The 14,620-nt window shown below is 64.4% G+C and carries 12 protein-coding genes and 1 riboswitch; of the genes, 9 read left to right on the top strand and 3 right to left on the bottom strand.

Annotation, left to right across the window (positions count from 1 at the left end; genetic code table 11):
- Positions 1-243 precede the first annotated feature (243 nt).
- The 5 genes from thrS to ACFFUC_RS04660 all read left to right on the top strand — a co-directional run bounded on the left by thrS (position 244) and on the right by ACFFUC_RS04660 (position 7,243).
- Positions 244-2,193, top strand: coding sequence for a threonine--tRNA ligase (thrS, locus tag ACFFUC_RS04680; RefSeq protein WP_377684003.1), 1,950 nt, complete (start codon positions 244-246; stop codon positions 2,191-2,193).
- A gap of 203 nt (positions 2,194-2,396) precedes the next feature.
- Positions 2,397-2,603 (top strand): cold-shock protein, encoded by a 207-nt coding sequence (locus ACFFUC_RS04675; protein WP_377684001.1) that lies wholly within the window; start codon positions 2,397-2,399, stop codon positions 2,601-2,603.
- Between the two features lie 121 nt (positions 2,604-2,724).
- A complete protein-coding gene (locus ACFFUC_RS04670; protein WP_377683999.1) occupies positions 2,725-4,215 on the top strand; it encodes a class I adenylate-forming enzyme family protein in 1,491 nt (496 codons plus the stop codon).
- Positions 4,212-4,859 (top strand): DsbA family oxidoreductase, encoded by a 648-nt coding sequence (locus ACFFUC_RS04665; protein ID WP_377683997.1) that lies wholly within the window; start codon positions 4,212-4,214, stop codon positions 4,857-4,859. Before ACFFUC_RS04670 ends, ACFFUC_RS04665 begins: the two co-directional genes overlap by 4 nt.
- 101 nt (positions 4,860-4,960) lie before the next feature.
- Positions 4,961-7,243, top strand: a complete 2,283-nt coding sequence (locus ACFFUC_RS04660) for an adenosylcobalamin-dependent ribonucleoside-diphosphate reductase (RefSeq protein ID WP_377683995.1) — start codon at positions 4,961-4,963, stop codon at positions 7,241-7,243.
- A gap of 81 nt (positions 7,244-7,324) precedes the next feature.
- Here the strand turns inward: ACFFUC_RS04660 and ACFFUC_RS04655 are convergent, their stop codons facing one another.
- The gene (locus ACFFUC_RS04655) at positions 7,325-8,683 is read right to left on the bottom strand and encodes a DVUA0089 family protein (RefSeq protein WP_377683993.1); all 1,359 of its coding nucleotides are present in this window, start codon (positions 8,681-8,683) and stop codon (positions 7,325-7,327) included.
- Positions 8,684-9,178: 495 nt separating this feature from the next.
- On the opposite strand from ACFFUC_RS04655, the gene ACFFUC_RS04650 reads away from it, so the two are divergent.
- From ACFFUC_RS04650 to ACFFUC_RS04635, 4 genes are all read left to right on the top strand, one after another.
- Entirely contained in the window at positions 9,179-10,663 is a 1,485-nt protein-coding gene (locus ACFFUC_RS04650; RefSeq protein ID WP_377683991.1) for an inorganic phosphate transporter, read from the top strand.
- Positions 10,664-10,791: 128 nt separating this feature from the next.
- Positions 10,792-10,966: riboswitch (cobalamin riboswitch) on the top strand.
- Between the two features lie 30 nt (positions 10,967-10,996).
- Positions 10,997-11,182, top strand: coding sequence for a CbtB domain-containing protein (locus tag ACFFUC_RS04645; protein WP_377683989.1), 186 nt, complete (start codon positions 10,997-10,999; stop codon positions 11,180-11,182).
- 6 nt (positions 11,183-11,188) lie between these two features.
- Positions 11,189-11,959 (top strand): CbtA family protein, encoded by a 771-nt coding sequence (locus ACFFUC_RS04640; RefSeq protein ID WP_377683987.1) that lies wholly within the window; start codon positions 11,189-11,191, stop codon positions 11,957-11,959.
- A 3-nt stretch (positions 11,960-11,962) separates the two neighbouring features.
- The gene (locus ACFFUC_RS04635; protein WP_377683985.1) at positions 11,963-12,508 is read left to right on the top strand and encodes a hypothetical protein; all 546 of its coding nucleotides are present in this window, start codon (positions 11,963-11,965) and stop codon (positions 12,506-12,508) included.
- Here ACFFUC_RS04635 and ACFFUC_RS04630 read toward each other — a convergent pair.
- Together ACFFUC_RS04630 and cobO are read right to left on the bottom strand one after the other, a co-directional pair.
- Positions 12,505-13,980 carry a cobyric acid synthase gene (locus ACFFUC_RS04630; RefSeq protein WP_377683984.1) on the bottom strand — a complete coding sequence of 492 codons (1,476 nt, stop codon included), beginning with the start codon at positions 13,978-13,980 and terminating at the stop codon, positions 12,505-12,507. The genes ACFFUC_RS04635 and ACFFUC_RS04630 overlap by 4 nt on opposite strands.
- The gene (cobO, locus tag ACFFUC_RS04625; RefSeq protein WP_377683982.1) at positions 13,980-14,585 is read right to left on the bottom strand and encodes a cob(I)yrinic acid a,c-diamide adenosyltransferase; all 606 of its coding nucleotides are present in this window, start codon (positions 14,583-14,585) and stop codon (positions 13,980-13,982) included. Before cobO ends, ACFFUC_RS04630 begins: the two co-directional genes overlap by 1 nt.
- Positions 14,586-14,620: the final 35 nt, after the last annotated feature.

The raw sequence follows: 14,620 nt of genomic DNA, 5'->3' as shown, positions 1-14,620 counted from the left end.
GGGCGGAGGGGTCCATTCCCCGCGTAGCGCCGCCGGTGGCTGCACGGGCTTTCGGCCCAAACATCAAGGCCGCGCCCCCCCTTTCGCGCCCCTTGCGGCGGGTGATCGCGCACTCCGTTTCGCGACGGCATCCGTCACCGCCCGCTGCATTGACTCTCGCGTACAATCTGTCCACAACCCTCAACCGAAATATTCACCCGCAACCGGGCGTTCCGTGGGCGCCAAACCGACGAGGAGCCAGACATGGCCGACCAGATCTCGCTAACTTTTCCCGATGGCAGCATTCGTGAGTACCCCAAAGGGACCACGGCCGGCGCAGTCGCCGCCTCCATCGCGCCAAGCCTTGCCAAGGCCGCAATCTCGGCCAATCTCGACGGCAAGCATATCGATCTGGCATGGCCGATCGAGGCTTCGGGCACGTTGCGCATCAATACGATGAAGGACGAGGCCCCTGCCCTCGAACTCATCCGCCACGACCTTGCCCATATCATGGCCCGCGCCGTGCAGGAGATCTGGCCCGATGTGAAAGTCACCATCGGTCCGGTCCGCGATGCCGGCTGGTTCTATGACTTCGACCGCGCGGAGCCCTTCACCCCCGAAGATCTCGGCCAGATCGAGCAGAAGATGCGCCAGATCATCGCCGCCAAGGATCCGGTCCGCACCGAGGTCTGGGACCGCGCCCGCGCGCTCGCCTATTACGAAGAGCGCGGCGAGCCCTTCAAGGTCGAGCTGATCAACCGCATCCCCGAAGGCGAGGATCTGCGGATGTATTGGCACGGCGACTGGCAGGACCTCTGCCGCGGCCCGCATCTGCAAACGACGGGGCAGGTTCCGGCCGATGCCTTCAAGCTGACGCATGTCGCGGGGGCCTATTGGCTCGGCGACAGCTCGCGTCCGATGCTCCAGCGCATCTACGGCATCGCCTTCCGCAACCGCGACGATCTCAAGGCCCATCTGACGATGCTGGAAGAGGCCGCCAAACGCGACCACCGCAAGCTCGGCCGCGAGATGGATCTCTTCCATATGCAGGAAGAGGCCCCCGGTCAGGTCTTCTGGCATCCGAACGGCTGGACGATCTATACGACGCTTCAGGACTATATGCGCCGCCAGCAGCGCCGCGGCGGCTATGTCGAGGTCAACACCCCGCAGGTCGTGAACCGCAAGCTGTGGGAAGCCTCGGGCCATTGGGAAAACTATCAGGAAAACATGTTCATCGTCGAAGTCGACGAGGATCATGCCCGTGAAAAAACCGTCAATGCGCTCAAGCCGATGAACTGCCCCTGCCATGTGCAGGTCTTCAACGTCGGTCTGAAATCCTATCGCGACCTGCCCCTGCGCATGGCCGAATTCGGTGCCTGCAACCGCTACGAGCCCTCGGGCGCGCTGCACGGGATCATGCGCGTGCGCGGCTTTACCCAAGATGACGCGCATATCTTCTGCACCGAAGCCCAGATCGAGCCGGAAACCAAGAAATTCATCGATTTCCTGTCGATGATCTACAAAGACCTTGGCTTCGAGGACTTCCGCATCAAGCTGTCGACCCGCCCCGAGAACCGCATCGGCTCCGAGGAAAGCTGGGACATCGTCGAGGCGGCTCTGGCCAATGCCTGCACCAAAGCGGGCTATAGCTTCGAGCTGAACCCGGGCGAGGGCGCCTTCTACGGCCCGAAACTGGAATTCGTTCTGCGCGATGCGATCGGGCGCGATTGGCAATGCGGCACGTTGCAGGTTGACCCCAACCTGCCCGAGCGTCTGGATGCCAATTACATCGCCGAAGATGGCGCCAAGCACCGCCCCTATATGCTGCACCGCGCGGTTCTGGGCAGTTTCGAGCGCTTCATCGGCATCCTGATCGAAAGCCATGCGGGCAAATTCCCGCTGTGGCTGGCGCCGCGTCAGGTCGTGGTGGCCTCGATCGTTTCGGATGCGGACGACTTCGTGCACGAGGTCGTGGCGACCCTGCGCGCGGCCGGCATCCGCGCCGAAGCCGATACCCGCAACGAAAAGATCAACTACAAAGTCCGTGAGCATTCGGTCGGCAAAGTACCGGTGATCATGGCGGTCGGCATGAAGGAAGTCGCCGAACGCACGGTTTCGGTCCGCCGTCTCGACAAGCAGGGCAGCGAATCACTGGCGCTCGATACGGTGCTGGCACAACTCAAAGCCGAGTCCACGCCGCCCGATCAGCGCTGATCCGCCGATTTATGACCACATGAGTGCGCGGAACGACGAGTTTCGCGCATTTGTACTTGTTTTTTTCGGCAGATCGCGCAACCGTTTGCGCGTGAGCACGACTTTCTACCGCCTCCCTAACTGGGCAGCCGGGCTGATGAACGGAAAGGCTGCACGGCCTGGGCTGCAATCTCGCAGACAGGAATTACTAAGGAGAGACGGTAATGGCTACCGGTACCGTAAAATGGTTTAACGCCACCAAAGGCTTTGGCTTCATCGCGCCCGACGACGGCGGCAAAGATGTGTTCGTTCACATCTCGGCTGTTGAGCGTGCAGGTCTGACCGGGCTGAACGACAACCAGAAGGTCAGCTACGAGCTGCAGGCAGGCCGTGACGGTCGTTCCTCGGCAAGCGACATCACCCTGCTCTAATTTTTGGGCCTAAGATTTGGAACGGCCCGTCCGCACGGGCCGTTTTGCTTTTTCCGGGAGGCCGCCACGGCATTGCCGCAGGCTGACATGTCGCCCGGGGTCCAGATCACGGATGTGCCGGATGACCGAGCCCCCGATCCAGATGAATTTGGCGCGCCATGTGCTCACAGCTGGCGCAACCACGCCGGACAAGATCGCTCTGGCGGTTCTTCATCCGGCGCTCGAGCCCGAAATCTGGAGCTACCGCCGCCTGATTGCCGCCATTCGCGGCACGGCGAGCGGCTTTTTGCAGGCTGGCCTTGTGCCCGGAGACCGCATTTTGCTGCGTCTCGGCAATAGGCCGGCCTTTCCCATTGCCTATCTGGGCGCGATTGCCGCGGGACTTGTGCCGGTGCCGAGCTCGGCCCAGCTGACCGCCCCCGAAATCACCCGCCTCGCCGCAACCATCCGCCCCGCTTTGGTCATCGCGGGCGACGGCATCGCTTTGCCCGACCATCCCGCGCCGGTTCTGCCCGAAAGCGCCCTGAGCGGTTTTGCGGCCCTGCCGCCGGCCGGCTGGCACATGGGCCCGCCCGATCGTCTGGCCTATATCCTCTTCACCTCGGGCAGCTCGGGCCAGCCGCGCGCGGTCGCCCATGCCCATCGCGCGATCCTCGCGCGCCGCATGATGATGGAGGATTGGTCCGGGCTTCGCGCCGACGACCGCCTGCTCCATGCCGGCGCCTTCAACTGGAGCTTCACTCTCGGCACCGGACTGATGGATCCTTGGACCATCGGCGCCACTGCCCTGATCCCCGCCGACGGCACCCCGCCCGCGGCTGTGGCCACGCTGGCTGCCCGCCATCACGCAACGCTTTTGGCCGGTGCGCCGGGCGTTTTCCGCAAGATGCTGCAGACCGGCTGGCCGAACTGGCCCGCACTCCGCCACGGGCTTTGTGCAGGCGAAAGGCTCGAGCCCGCGCTGCGGCAGGAATGGCGCACGCGTACCGGCACCGATCTGCACGAGGCGATGGGCATGTCGGAATGCTCGACCTTCCTTTCGGGTAGTCCCTCCCGCCCTGCCCCCACCGGCACGGCCGGCTATCCCCAACGCGGCCGCAAAGTCGCCCTGCTCGACGATCTCGGCCGGTCGCTCGGCGCGGGTCTTGCGGGGCGGCTCGCGGTTTCCGCCGATGATGCGGGGCTTTGTCTGGGCTATCTCGACCAGCCGCAAGAGACCGCCGCGCGCATCACCAACGGCTGGTTTCTGACCGGCGATCTTGCCGTTGCGGCGGATGACGGCGCGATTGCCATGCTCGGGCGCACGGACGACCTCATGAATGCCGGCGGTTTTCGCGTCGCGCCCCCCGAGATCGAGACGCCTTTGTCGCAGGTCGCGCAAGCGGGCGATCTGGCCGTGGCGGAGATCACCCTGCGCGCCGGTGTCTCGATCATCGCGGCTTTCTGGACCGGAACGGCCCCTGAAGAAGCACTTCGCGACAAGGCCGCGAGCGATCTGGCTGGATATAAACAACCGCGTGCCTATATCCATCTCGACGCGTTGCCCCGCACCGCCACCGGAAAAATCAACCGCCGCGCCCTGCGCGAGACCCATTCCAAGGACCGCCTATGACCTCTGTTCGCCTCGATATTTTCGCCGATCCCGTCTGCCCCTGGTGCATGATCGGCAAGGCAGAGCTGGACCGCGCCCTTGAAAGCCGCCCCGACCATCCTTTCGCGATCAGTTGGCATCCCTTCCGTCTCGATCCGCAAATGCCGCCAGCAGGCATGCCCTATGTCGATTACATGAAGATGAAATTCGACGACGAAAAAGGCATTCTCGCCGCAATGGGGCCGGTGATGGAGGCATCCGAGCGCCTCGGCCTCTGGATCAACCCCTCGCTGATCGAGCGCGTACCCAATACGCTCAACGCCCACCGCCTGCTCCATTGGGCGGGGATGGAGGGGGTACAGACCCCCGTCATGTCGGCATTGATGCGGGCCTATTGGCGCGAGGGGAAAAACATCTCCAACCCCGATGTTCTGGTCGCAATCGGCGAAGGCGCAGGGCTGGACGGTGCGATGGTCCGCCGCCTTCTGGCGACCGATGCCGATGTCGAACAGGTCGTCGGCCGCGAGGTCCATGCCCGCGGGCGCGGCATTTCCTCGGTCCCGACCTTCATCATCGCCGACCAACATGCGGTTTCGGGCGCACAGCCCGCCGCGCTGTGGCAGCAGGTGATCGACGAGCTGGCGCAAGGCAAACCGCCCGCCTGATTCCGTAGCTTCCGGCCCAAGAGCACAGGTAGAAAAAAGCGCGCGATTGGCCTATCTTGACACTGCCCCGCCTCAAACGGAGCGCGTCAAGGAGACCGCCGATGAGCCGCTTCCCCGCCCCTATCGCCGAACAGATCTGGGATATGAAATACCGCCTGAAGGCGGCCGACGGCACGCCGCTCGATCTGAGCGTCGAGGATAGCTGGCGACGCATTGCCCGCGATCTCGCGCGGATAGAGAAAGACCCCGCCCTCTGGGAGGACCGCTTTTACGCCGCGCTCTCGGATTTCAAATTCCTGCCCGCAGGCCGCATCATGGCGGGCGCGGGGACGGACCGCTCGGTGACGCTGTTCAACTGTTTCGTCATGGGCACGATCCCCGACAGCATGGCGGGGATTTTCGACATGCTCAAAGAGGCCGCTCTGACCATGCAGCAGGGCGGCGGGATCGGTTACGATTTCTCGACCATCCGCCCGCGCGGCGCGGCGGTCAAAGGGGTTGCCGCCGATGCCTCGGGTCCCCTGTCCTTCATGGATGTCTGGGATGCGATGTGCCGCACGATCATGTCGGCAGGCTCTCGGCGCGGGGCGATGATGGCCACGATGCGCTGCGACCACCCCGATATCGAGGATTTCATCACCGCGAAACAGGACAAGAACCGGCTGAGGATGTTCAACCTCTCGGTTCTCGTCACGGATGCCTTCATGGAGGCGGTGCGCGCGGATGCGCCTTGGGATCTGCGCTTTGGCGGCGCGGTTTTCCGCAGCATCCGCGCCCGCGAGCTTTGGGAAAAGATCATGCGCGCGACCTATGATTATGCCGAGCCGGGCGTGATCTTCATCGACCGCATCAACCAGCAAAACAACCTCCATTACGCCGAGACGATTTCCGCGACGAACCCCTGCGGCGAACAGCCCTTGCCGCCCTATGGCGCCTGCCTGCTGGGCTCGATCAACCTTACGCGGCTGGTTGCGAACCCGTTCACCCCCGATGCCGCTCTTGATCCGGCGGCGCTGGATGATCTGGTGCGGGTGGCGGTGCGGATGATGGACAATGTCGTTGACGCCAGCCGCTTTCCCCTGCCCCAACAAGAGGCCGAGGCCCGCGCCAAGCGCCGCATCGGGCTCGGGGTCACAGGGCTTGCCGATGCGCTGATGATGGTGGGGCTGCGTTACGGCGCGGATGACGCCGCCGACCAGACCCGCCTTTGGATGAAGGCGATCGCGCGGGCGGCCTATCTGGCGTCCAGCGATCTGGCGCGTGAAAAAGGTGCCTTTCCGCTATTCGACGCCGAAGCCTTTCTCGCCTCGGGGTTCATGTCGCGAATGGATGACGACATCCGCGCGGCGGTGCGCGAAAACGGCATCCGCAACGCGCTTTTGACCTCGATCGCGCCGACGGGCACCATCTCGCTTTATGCCGGCAATGTCAGTTCGGGGATCGAGCCGGTTTTTGCCTATAGCTACCGCCGCAAAGTGCTGCAAAAGGACGGCAGCCGCCGCGAAGAGGAGGTCGAGGATTACGCCATCCGCCTTTGGCACGAGATCCACGGCGATGCCCCCCTGCCCGCGCATTTCGTCAATGCCCAGACCCTGTCGCCGCTTGATCATGTCGCGATGCAGGCGGCAGCGCAGGAATGGGTCGACAGCTCGATTTCAAAAACCATCAACTGCCCCGAAGATATCGCCTTCGGTGATTTCGAGACCGTCTATCTCGCGGCATGGGATCAGGGCTGCAAGGGCTGTACCACCTATCGCCCGAATGCGGTGACGGGATCGGTGCTCTCGCTCGCCGATACGCCCGCCGTGGCCAAGGCAACTATGCCACCCGCCCCCGACCTGACCCGCCCGCTCGACCGGCCCGCCAGCCTTGAAGGCGCGACCTACAAGCTTAAATTCCCCGGTTCGGAACATGCGATCTACATCACGATCAACGATGTGGTGCAGGACGGCCGGCTGCGCCCCTTCGAGGTTTTCATCAACTCCAAGAACATGGAGCATTTCGCCTGGACGGTAGGGCTGACGCGGATGATCTCGGCGGTGTTCCGGCGCGGAGGCGATGTGTCATTCGTCGTCGAAGAGCTCAAAGCCGTCTTCGATCCGCGCGGCGGCGCATGGATCGAGGGGCGTTATGTGCCCTCGATCCTCGCCGCCATCGGCTCGGTGATCGAACGCCATATGATCGCGACCGGCTTTCTGGCGGGCGAAGGCATGGCGCTCAAATCCGATCCGAAGGCTTTGCCCCGCGAAAACCCGCCCGACGCCGAAGGCGCGGTGATGACGCAGCCCCTCGGGCCGCTTTGCCCCAATTGCGGCCAGCCCGGAATGCATATGGCGGAGGGCTGCATGACCTGCCTCAATTGCGGCTATTCGAAATGCGGCTAGGGCACGGCACAGCCGGGCCAAAAGAAAAGCGGCGCGAAAACCGCGCCGCTTCTCGTCTATTCTCGCGAAACCGCCGCGTGATCAGTCGTCGACCGCGACATATTTCTCGGCGAGGATGACCACCGGACGCAAAGGCGCGCCGATCTGGTCGAGCACCGAAATATCGGTCAGCGCCAGCTTGTAGCTGCCCGGAGCCAGCAGAACCGGCAGAATGCGCGCATTGCGGCCGTCGTCTGAATCGTCGTTTTCCTGCACCACGCGGCCCGAGGCATCAAAAAGCACCAGCTTGGTATCGACGCCCGAGGGCGAACCCAGCGTGCGGATCCCGATCAAGGTCGGCTCGGAGAGTTCGAAACCGAACCAATTGGCCGAGCTGCCCTGAAGGATGACCTCGCCCTGGGTGCGCTTGAACACAAGCGGCGCGACCGGATAGCTGTCGTCGACCGGCGGCAGCTCGCCGCGCGCGGCGGCGCGACGGATGTATTCCTGCGGATCGAGCGTCTTGGCCGAGACCGTGATCGTGCCCTGCGCGCCGCCATTCACCGCACCGACGCCGATGCAGTAACGCCCTGCTTCGAGAACCGGCGAGAAGTCGAGGCGCGAGTTGCGACCGTCGGCATCGTCGTTGATCGCGATGCGCTGGCCGCTTTGGTCGAACAGCGCGATCTGCGGATCGACACTGCCGTCGCCGAGCGCGCGCAGCGAGACCGGCGAAGCCTTGTCAAGCGTGAAGCGCAGATAGCGGTTGCGCTCGGCACTGCCTGCCGACGTGATCTCGCCCTTGGCCAGTGCCAGCTCGAGGGATTCGGCTGCGAAAGCCTCGGCCTCGGTGTCGGGGGAACAGGTCAGCGCAGTGCTTTCCATCAAGGGCTGCTGGCCGTCGCGGCCGACTTGCACGGTCACATCGACCGTATCGCGCAGCTCGCCCATGCGCAGACAGTAATCGCCCTGCGCGACATTGATCTCGAGCAGCGAATTGAGCGAATTTTCCATATCGTCATTGCTGCCGATCTCGTTGCCCTCGCTGTCGAGCAACGTGACCGAGGGGTCGCCGTCGGCATTGGAACGCGCCTCGATGCGGATCCTCTGATTCCCGTCCGTCACGCGGAAGCCGAAGATATTGTTCTCTTCGTCGAGAAAGCGCGCCTGAAGCGGCTCGTCGACCGAGGAAATATCCGATTCCTCTGCCGAAGCGCCCAGCCACGGGCCCGCAATGGAGGGGCCGCATTGTGCCTGACCGCTCGCGGCAACCGCCACCTCGACGGCCGCCACGGCATCGTCGGTCGCGGCATCGGCAGCTTCCGCAGCGGCATCCGCTGCAGCCTGGGCGGCCTCCAGAGCGGCGCGCGCGGCGTTTTCGGATTGGCTCCAGCCGGTACCGGCAGAGATCGCAAGCGCCGCGACCGACAGAGTGGCAAGAAGCTGATGGCGGATTGTCATCACAAAATCCCGTTCCTGATTAAACTGTTGCGTGGTCTTTTTCACAAAGGTTAACCCTCCTGCAACGCCAAACAACGCCGGCGGAGGGCAGTCGTTCCGGCGCGGGGCCGGCTTAGGCGAAAGAGACAGGCCCGCGCTCTACAATGCAAGCCGCGATTGCGGCCACTAAAGGGGACGACAGGCTGCAGGCAGACCGCGCCCAGACCGCGGCCCAGACCGCGCGAGGCGGAACTGCAAAGGATCATGTTCTCGACCGCAGCATTCTGCGCTAGATTGCCGCGGTCACCAGAGCATTCCGTTTTCCCGCAGAACGTCTTTCCCCAAAACAACCGCAGCCGCCCGCCTTTTTTCCGGCCGTTCCCGCCGCGAAACTTCCCGCCCCTCTCCGGTGCCGAAAGCGCGCAAACTCGCCCTGACGTTGCGCCGTTTCCAAAGGGAAGGTTGAACTGTGGCTGATCTCGGCTTACGGACCTGCGACCAAACAACGAGTAGGCCATGGCCCAAAACGATTTAGAAGCCCGTCACCTCGAGACGCTCGACCGCGATCTGGGCCGGTTCTCGAACCTGGAAGTGGCGACCGGCTATATCTCCCGCCCGCTCGTCGCGCCGGGGATCGCCTTTGTCTTCATCCTGCTGGCCGGATTGGTCGCAGCGGTCCTTCTGGGGCATTCCAACAATGTGATGATCGTCGTCGTCGCGGCGATCTTCGGGGCCTATATGGCGCTCAATATCGGCGCCAACGACGTGGCCAACAATATGGGTCCGGCAGTCGGGGCCAATGCGCTGACCATGGGCGGCGCGATCATCATCGCGGCGGTCTTTGAAAGCGCGGGTGCGCTGATTGCGGGCGGCGATGTCGTCACCACGATCTCGCGCGGCATCGTCGCGCCCGAAAGCATCGGCACGCAGGCGACCTTCATCTGGGCAATGATGGCGGCGCTGCTGTCTTCGGCGCTTTGGGTGAACCTTGCGACCTGGATCGGCGCGCCGGTCTCGACCACGCATTCGGTGGTGGGCGGCGTCATGGGCGCAGGCATCGCGGCTGCCGGTTTCGGCGCGGTGAACTGGGGCAATGTCACCACCATCGCGGCAAGCTGGGTGATCTCGCCCCTGCTTGGCGGCGCGATTGCGGCCGCCTTCCTGTGGTTCATCAAATCCCAGATCGTCTACCGCGACGACAAGATCGCCGCCGCGCGCCTGTGGGTGCCGGTTCTGGTCGGGATCATGGCGGGCACCTTCTCGAGCTATCTCGCTCTCAAGGGCCTGCGCCAGCTGATCGAGGTCACGCTGACGGGCAGCCTGCTGATCGGCCTCGGCATCGGCATCGCGACCTGGCTGATCATGATCCCCGTGATCCGTCGCCAGTCCGAAGGCGCGGAGAACCGCAACAAATCGCTCAAGCCGCTTTTCGGCATCCCGCTCGTCGTCTCGGCCGCGATGCTGAGCTTTGCTCATGGTGCGAACGATGTCGCCAATGCCGTCGGCCCGTTGGCCGCCATCGTCGAGGCGGCCCAATCGGGTGCGGTCACGGAAAACGTCAGCATCCCGCTGTGGGTCATGCTCATCGGGGCCTTCGGGATCTCGTTCGGACTGTTCCTCTTCGGTCCGAAACTGATCCGCATGGTCGGAAGCCAGATCACCAAGCTCAACCCGATGCGCGCCTTCTGCGTCGCGCTTTCGGCGGCGCTGACGGTGATCGTGGCAAGCGGCATGGGCCTGCCGGTCAGCTCGACCCATATCGCGGTCGGCGCGATTTTCGGCGTGGGTTTCTTCCGCGAATGGGATGCCGAGCGCCGCCTGCGCAAGGCCCGCGTCGCCATGCCGGTCGAAGACCAGCTCGGCCCCGAAGAGCGCCGCCGCCGCAAACTGGTGCGCCGCACCCATGTCACGACGATCGCGACCGCCTGGGTCGTGACCCTGCCCGCCGCCGCGGTGCTGTCGGCGATCATCTTCCTCGGGCTGAACGCGATCTCGGGCTGAGAACGCCCACCGCGCAAGATCTTGCTCCGGCCCGCTGCGGCCGGAGTTTTCATTTGTGCCTCCCGAGAGCACCAGAGCAAATGCCCGCCTTCGACGGCATAAGGCTTGCAACCGGACAGCGACCGCCACATAGTCGCTTGGTCAGAGATGTTGCTTGCAACATGGGAACTGGGTTTCGAACCCGACCGCCCCCGCGACTGTGAGCGGAGAATGCAGCGAGAAAGCCACTGGTGCCACGCACTGGGAAGGCCGCGAGCATGATGATCCGCGAGTCAGGAGACCGATCTCTGACGATCAATCAACCTCCGTCGGGTGTGACGGAAAGGAGCTGACATGTCGCGTATGATCGCAACGGCAAATGCCGTAACTTCCGCCGAACAATCGAGCCCGCGGGCCACGATCATTCTGGCCACGGTCCTTGGTTTGGGCCTCGTTTTCCTCTCGGGCATTGCCCAATCCGAAACCTTGCATGATGCGGCCCATGACCTGCGCCATGCGGCCGGCTATCCCTGCCACTAACCGCACATGGATCTGAAATCTTTGTCCAGCGCCTTGATCGCTGGCGCTGCTGCAGGGCTGATTGCCGCCCTGTTGCAGCTGTGGCTTGTCCAGCCGGTGCTTTTGCACGCCGAGCTTTACGAGGGTGGCGAGCGCGTCCATTTCGCAAGCGCCGCGCCCCACCACCACGGCGAGGCAGAGGACGGGGCGCAGCCCCATGACCATGCGGCCGACCACGCTGCGGACCAAACCGCGCCGACAGCAGCCCCCGCGGCTGATGAAGGGGTGTCCGGCGGCATTGACCTCAAGCGCGACGCGCTGACGGTCTTGTTCTCGATCCTGATCTATGCGGGATATGGGCTGCTCGGCCTTGCCGTTCTGCTGATCGCATTGGGTCGCGGCCAAAACCTGCGGCCGCGCGACGGGATGCTTTGGGGCCTTGCGGGCTTTCTCGCGGTGCAATTCCTCCCCGCCTTGGGACTTGCACCCGAGCTGCCGGGCATGTCCGCCGCCGATCTCGGCCAACGCCAGCTCTGGTGGGGTGCGACCGTGCTCGCCTCCGGCCTCGGGCTCTGGCTCATCGCTTTCGGCACAAGCTGGCGGGCATGGGCTCCGGCCATCGCCCTGATCGCGGCCCCCCATGTGATCGGCGCACCGGCGGTCCATGTGTTCGAAGGTCCCGCTCCGCCGGAACTCGCCTCGGAATTCGCGAGCCGCGCCTTGGGCGTGGGCCTCGTGGGCTGGGTCGTTCTCGGGCTGGTCCTTTTCACGCTGGTCCTGCCCAAACGCACCGCCTGAGCCGTGGCGGAAAGCCTCTCGCAACTCAGGCCGGCGCCTCTGACAGGGGCGCTGGCCGATCGTTTGGCGCAATGCGGCTGGAGCTTCGCGACCGGCCCCGCGCTGTCGGCCCTCACGCTGCAAACCCCGCCCTTTCCGGTTGACCGCGATTACCGCGTTCAGGCCTACGAGACGATTTCAAGCCTGCCCGCATCGTGCAATTTCGGCCTGATCCTGCTCAAATGCGGCGCGACCGGCCCCGAGCTCCTCCCGCGCCATCTGCAACTGCCGGAAGGTTTCGCGCTTGCGGGCATTGCCGCCGCGAAACGCGCGAGCCTCGGCCCCCATCCTTTTGCCGAGCATTTCGGCCATGCCTATCGCGCGCAACAGCACGAGTTGCGGGACCTGATCCTGAGCGGCGCCGCACCCGAGAGAGCCGAGTTCCGCAAGGCGCCGCGTCTGATGCTGCGCTGCCTGTTGCGCCAGCTCGCGGCCGATCACGCCCGAACGGTCGCGTGCTTTGCCCCGCTCCATGACCGGCCGCTCGCCCTGCATCTGGGGTGCGGTTAAGGTTCCACTCCCGCCAGCGCGAGCATGCGGTCCAGAGCGAGATGGCTCTCGAGATGGTCGGCCAAAGCATCAAGAACCGCGTCGATTTTGGCGTCATAGGCCAGATCCGAGACCGCACCGAAGCCGCCGAGATAGGCCGCGCGGAAACCGTCATCGGCAAACAACCCGTGAAGATAGCTGCCCTCGACACGGCCATCGCGGGAAACCGCGCCTTCCGGCGAAGACCCTTGAGTTTGCCCGATCCGCGCAAAGGGCCGCGCGCGATCGGGGCCAGTGGTCTCGCCCAGATGGATCTCGTAGCCCCGCATCGCGGCACCGCTCGCCTCGTGGTGCGCCCTGACCTCGCGCAGAACCTTGCCCGATTGCAGCACCGTTTCGACCGACAAAAGTCCCAGCCCCGCGCTGCTGCCCGCTTCCCCTTCGAGCCCTTCGGGATCATGGATCATCGTCCCGAGCATCTGGTAGCCACCGCAGACCCCCAGAATGCGGCCGCCGCGCCGGTGATGGGCGGCGAGGTCGATATCCCAGCCCTGCGCCCGCAGAAAGGCGAGATCCCCGCGCGTCGATTTGCTGCCCGGAACGATCACAAGATCCAGATCGCCGGGGATCGCCTCACCGGCGCGGATCGCGACCAGATCGACGGCCGGCTCGGCCGCCAGAGGGTCGAGATCGTCGAAATTCGCGACCCGCGACAGCACGAGCCAGCCGATTTTCAACGCCCCGCGAACCGCGCCCCGACCCGAATTTCCTTCGATGTCCTGCGCATCCTCGGCGGGCAGAAGACGGGCCTCGGGGAAGGCCGGAACCACGCCCATCCCCTCCCAGCCCGAAAGCGCGGCAATCGCTTGATAGCCCGCATCGAACAACTGCGGATCGCCGCGGAACTTGTTGACGATGAAGCCTTTTATCCGCGCTGCATCGTCGGGCGCGATAACCGTTTTCGTGCCCGCGATCTGCGCGATCACCCCGCCGCGATCAATGTCGCCGACAAGAAAAACCGGCAGGCCCACAGCTTGGGCAAACCCCATATTGGCGATATCGCTCGCCCGCAGATTGACTTCCGACGCGCTGCCCGCGCCCTCGACGATCACGATGTCATGGGCGGCTTCGAGGCGGCGAAAGCTTTCGAGCACCGCCGCCATCAGATCGGCCTTCATCCCCCAGTAATCGCGCGCGCGAAAAGCACCGAGCCGCTTGCCCTGCACGATCACCTGCGCGCCCATCTCGCTTTCCGGCTTCAAAAGGACGGGGTTCATGTCGCTGTGGGGCGCAAGCCCCGCCGCGCGCGCCTGCAGCGCCTGCGCCCGCCCGATCTCGCCGCCATCGGCGGTCACGGCGGCATTGTTCGACATGTTTTGCGGCTTGAACGGCGCGACCGAAAGCCCGCGGCGGCGCAAGGCGCGGCAGATCCCCGCGACGATCAGCGACTTCCCGACATTCGAGCCGGTGCCTTGGATCATCAGCGCGGGCATCAGAATTCGATCCCCGCCTGCCCCTTGATCCCCGCCCGCCACGGATGTTTCACCAGCGCCATTTCGGTCACGAGATCGGCCAGTTCGACCAGCTCGGGCTTGGCATTGCGGCCGGTCAGCACGACATGCGTCATCGCAGGCTTTTCGTCGCGCAGGAAGGCGCAGACCTCGGCCGGATCAAGGTAGTCGTTGCGCAAGGCGATATTGATCTCGTCGAGTAGCACAAACCGGATCGCCGGATCGCGGATCAGGGATTTGGCTTTCTCCCAACCCGCCTGCGCCGCAGCAATGTCGCGGGCGCGGTCCTGAACCTCCCAAGTGAAGCCTTCGCCCATCGTGTGGAACTGGCACAGATGCGGGAAATGGGTGGTCAGCAGGCGGCGCTCGCCGGTCTCGCGGCTGCCTTTGATGAATTGGACGACGGCGCAGGGCATCTCGTGGGCGATGGCGCGCATGACCATGCCGAAAGCCGAGGATGACTTGCCTTTGCCCGCGCCGGTATGAACGATGATCAGGCCCTTCTCGCCTTGACGCTCCTCGTTGACGCGATCCTTTGCAGCTTTGATTTTTTGCATTTTTTCCGCATGTTGCGCGTCATTCATCATGTCGAGTATCAACCTTTTCCGGACGGGTTTGCCGC

The sequence above is a fragment of the Paracoccus cavernae genome (genome assembly GCF_042430175.1).
Classification (GTDB): domain Bacteria; phylum Pseudomonadota; class Alphaproteobacteria; order Rhodobacterales; family Rhodobacteraceae; genus Paracoccus; species Paracoccus cavernae.
This window is presented reverse-complemented; position numbering and strand designations above follow the sequence as displayed.

Bases quoted from the DNA above. Each gene is read 5' to 3' on its own strand.
- ACFFUC_RS04650 (WP_377683991.1), top strand. From the start codon at position 9,179: ATGGCCCAAAACGATTTAGAAGCCCGTCACCTCGAGACGCTCGACCGC.
- ACFFUC_RS04630 (WP_377683984.1), bottom strand. From the start codon at position 13,980: ATGCCCGCGCTGATGATCCAAGGCACCGGCTCGAATGTCGGGAAGTCG.
- thrS (WP_377684003.1), top strand. From the start codon at position 244: ATGGCCGACCAGATCTCGCTAACTTTTCCCGATGGCAGCATTCGTGAG.
- ACFFUC_RS04665 (WP_377683997.1), top strand. From the start codon at position 4,212: ATGACCTCTGTTCGCCTCGATATTTTCGCCGATCCCGTCTGCCCCTGG.
- ACFFUC_RS04655 (WP_377683993.1), bottom strand. From the start codon at position 8,683: ATGACAATCCGCCATCAGCTTCTTGCCACTCTGTCGGTCGCGGCGCTT.
- cobO (WP_377683982.1), bottom strand. From the start codon at position 14,585: ATGATGAATGACGCGCAACATGCGGAAAAAATGCAAAAAATCAAAGCT.
- ACFFUC_RS04645 (WP_377683989.1), top strand. From the start codon at position 10,997: ATGTCGCGTATGATCGCAACGGCAAATGCCGTAACTTCCGCCGAACAA.
- ACFFUC_RS04675 (WP_377684001.1), top strand. From the start codon at position 2,397: ATGGCTACCGGTACCGTAAAATGGTTTAACGCCACCAAAGGCTTTGGC.
- ACFFUC_RS04660 (WP_377683995.1), top strand. From the start codon at position 4,961: ATGAGCCGCTTCCCCGCCCCTATCGCCGAACAGATCTGGGATATGAAA.
- ACFFUC_RS04670 (WP_377683999.1), top strand. From the start codon at position 2,725: ATGACCGAGCCCCCGATCCAGATGAATTTGGCGCGCCATGTGCTCACA.
- ACFFUC_RS04640 (WP_377683987.1), top strand. From the start codon at position 11,189: ATGGATCTGAAATCTTTGTCCAGCGCCTTGATCGCTGGCGCTGCTGCA.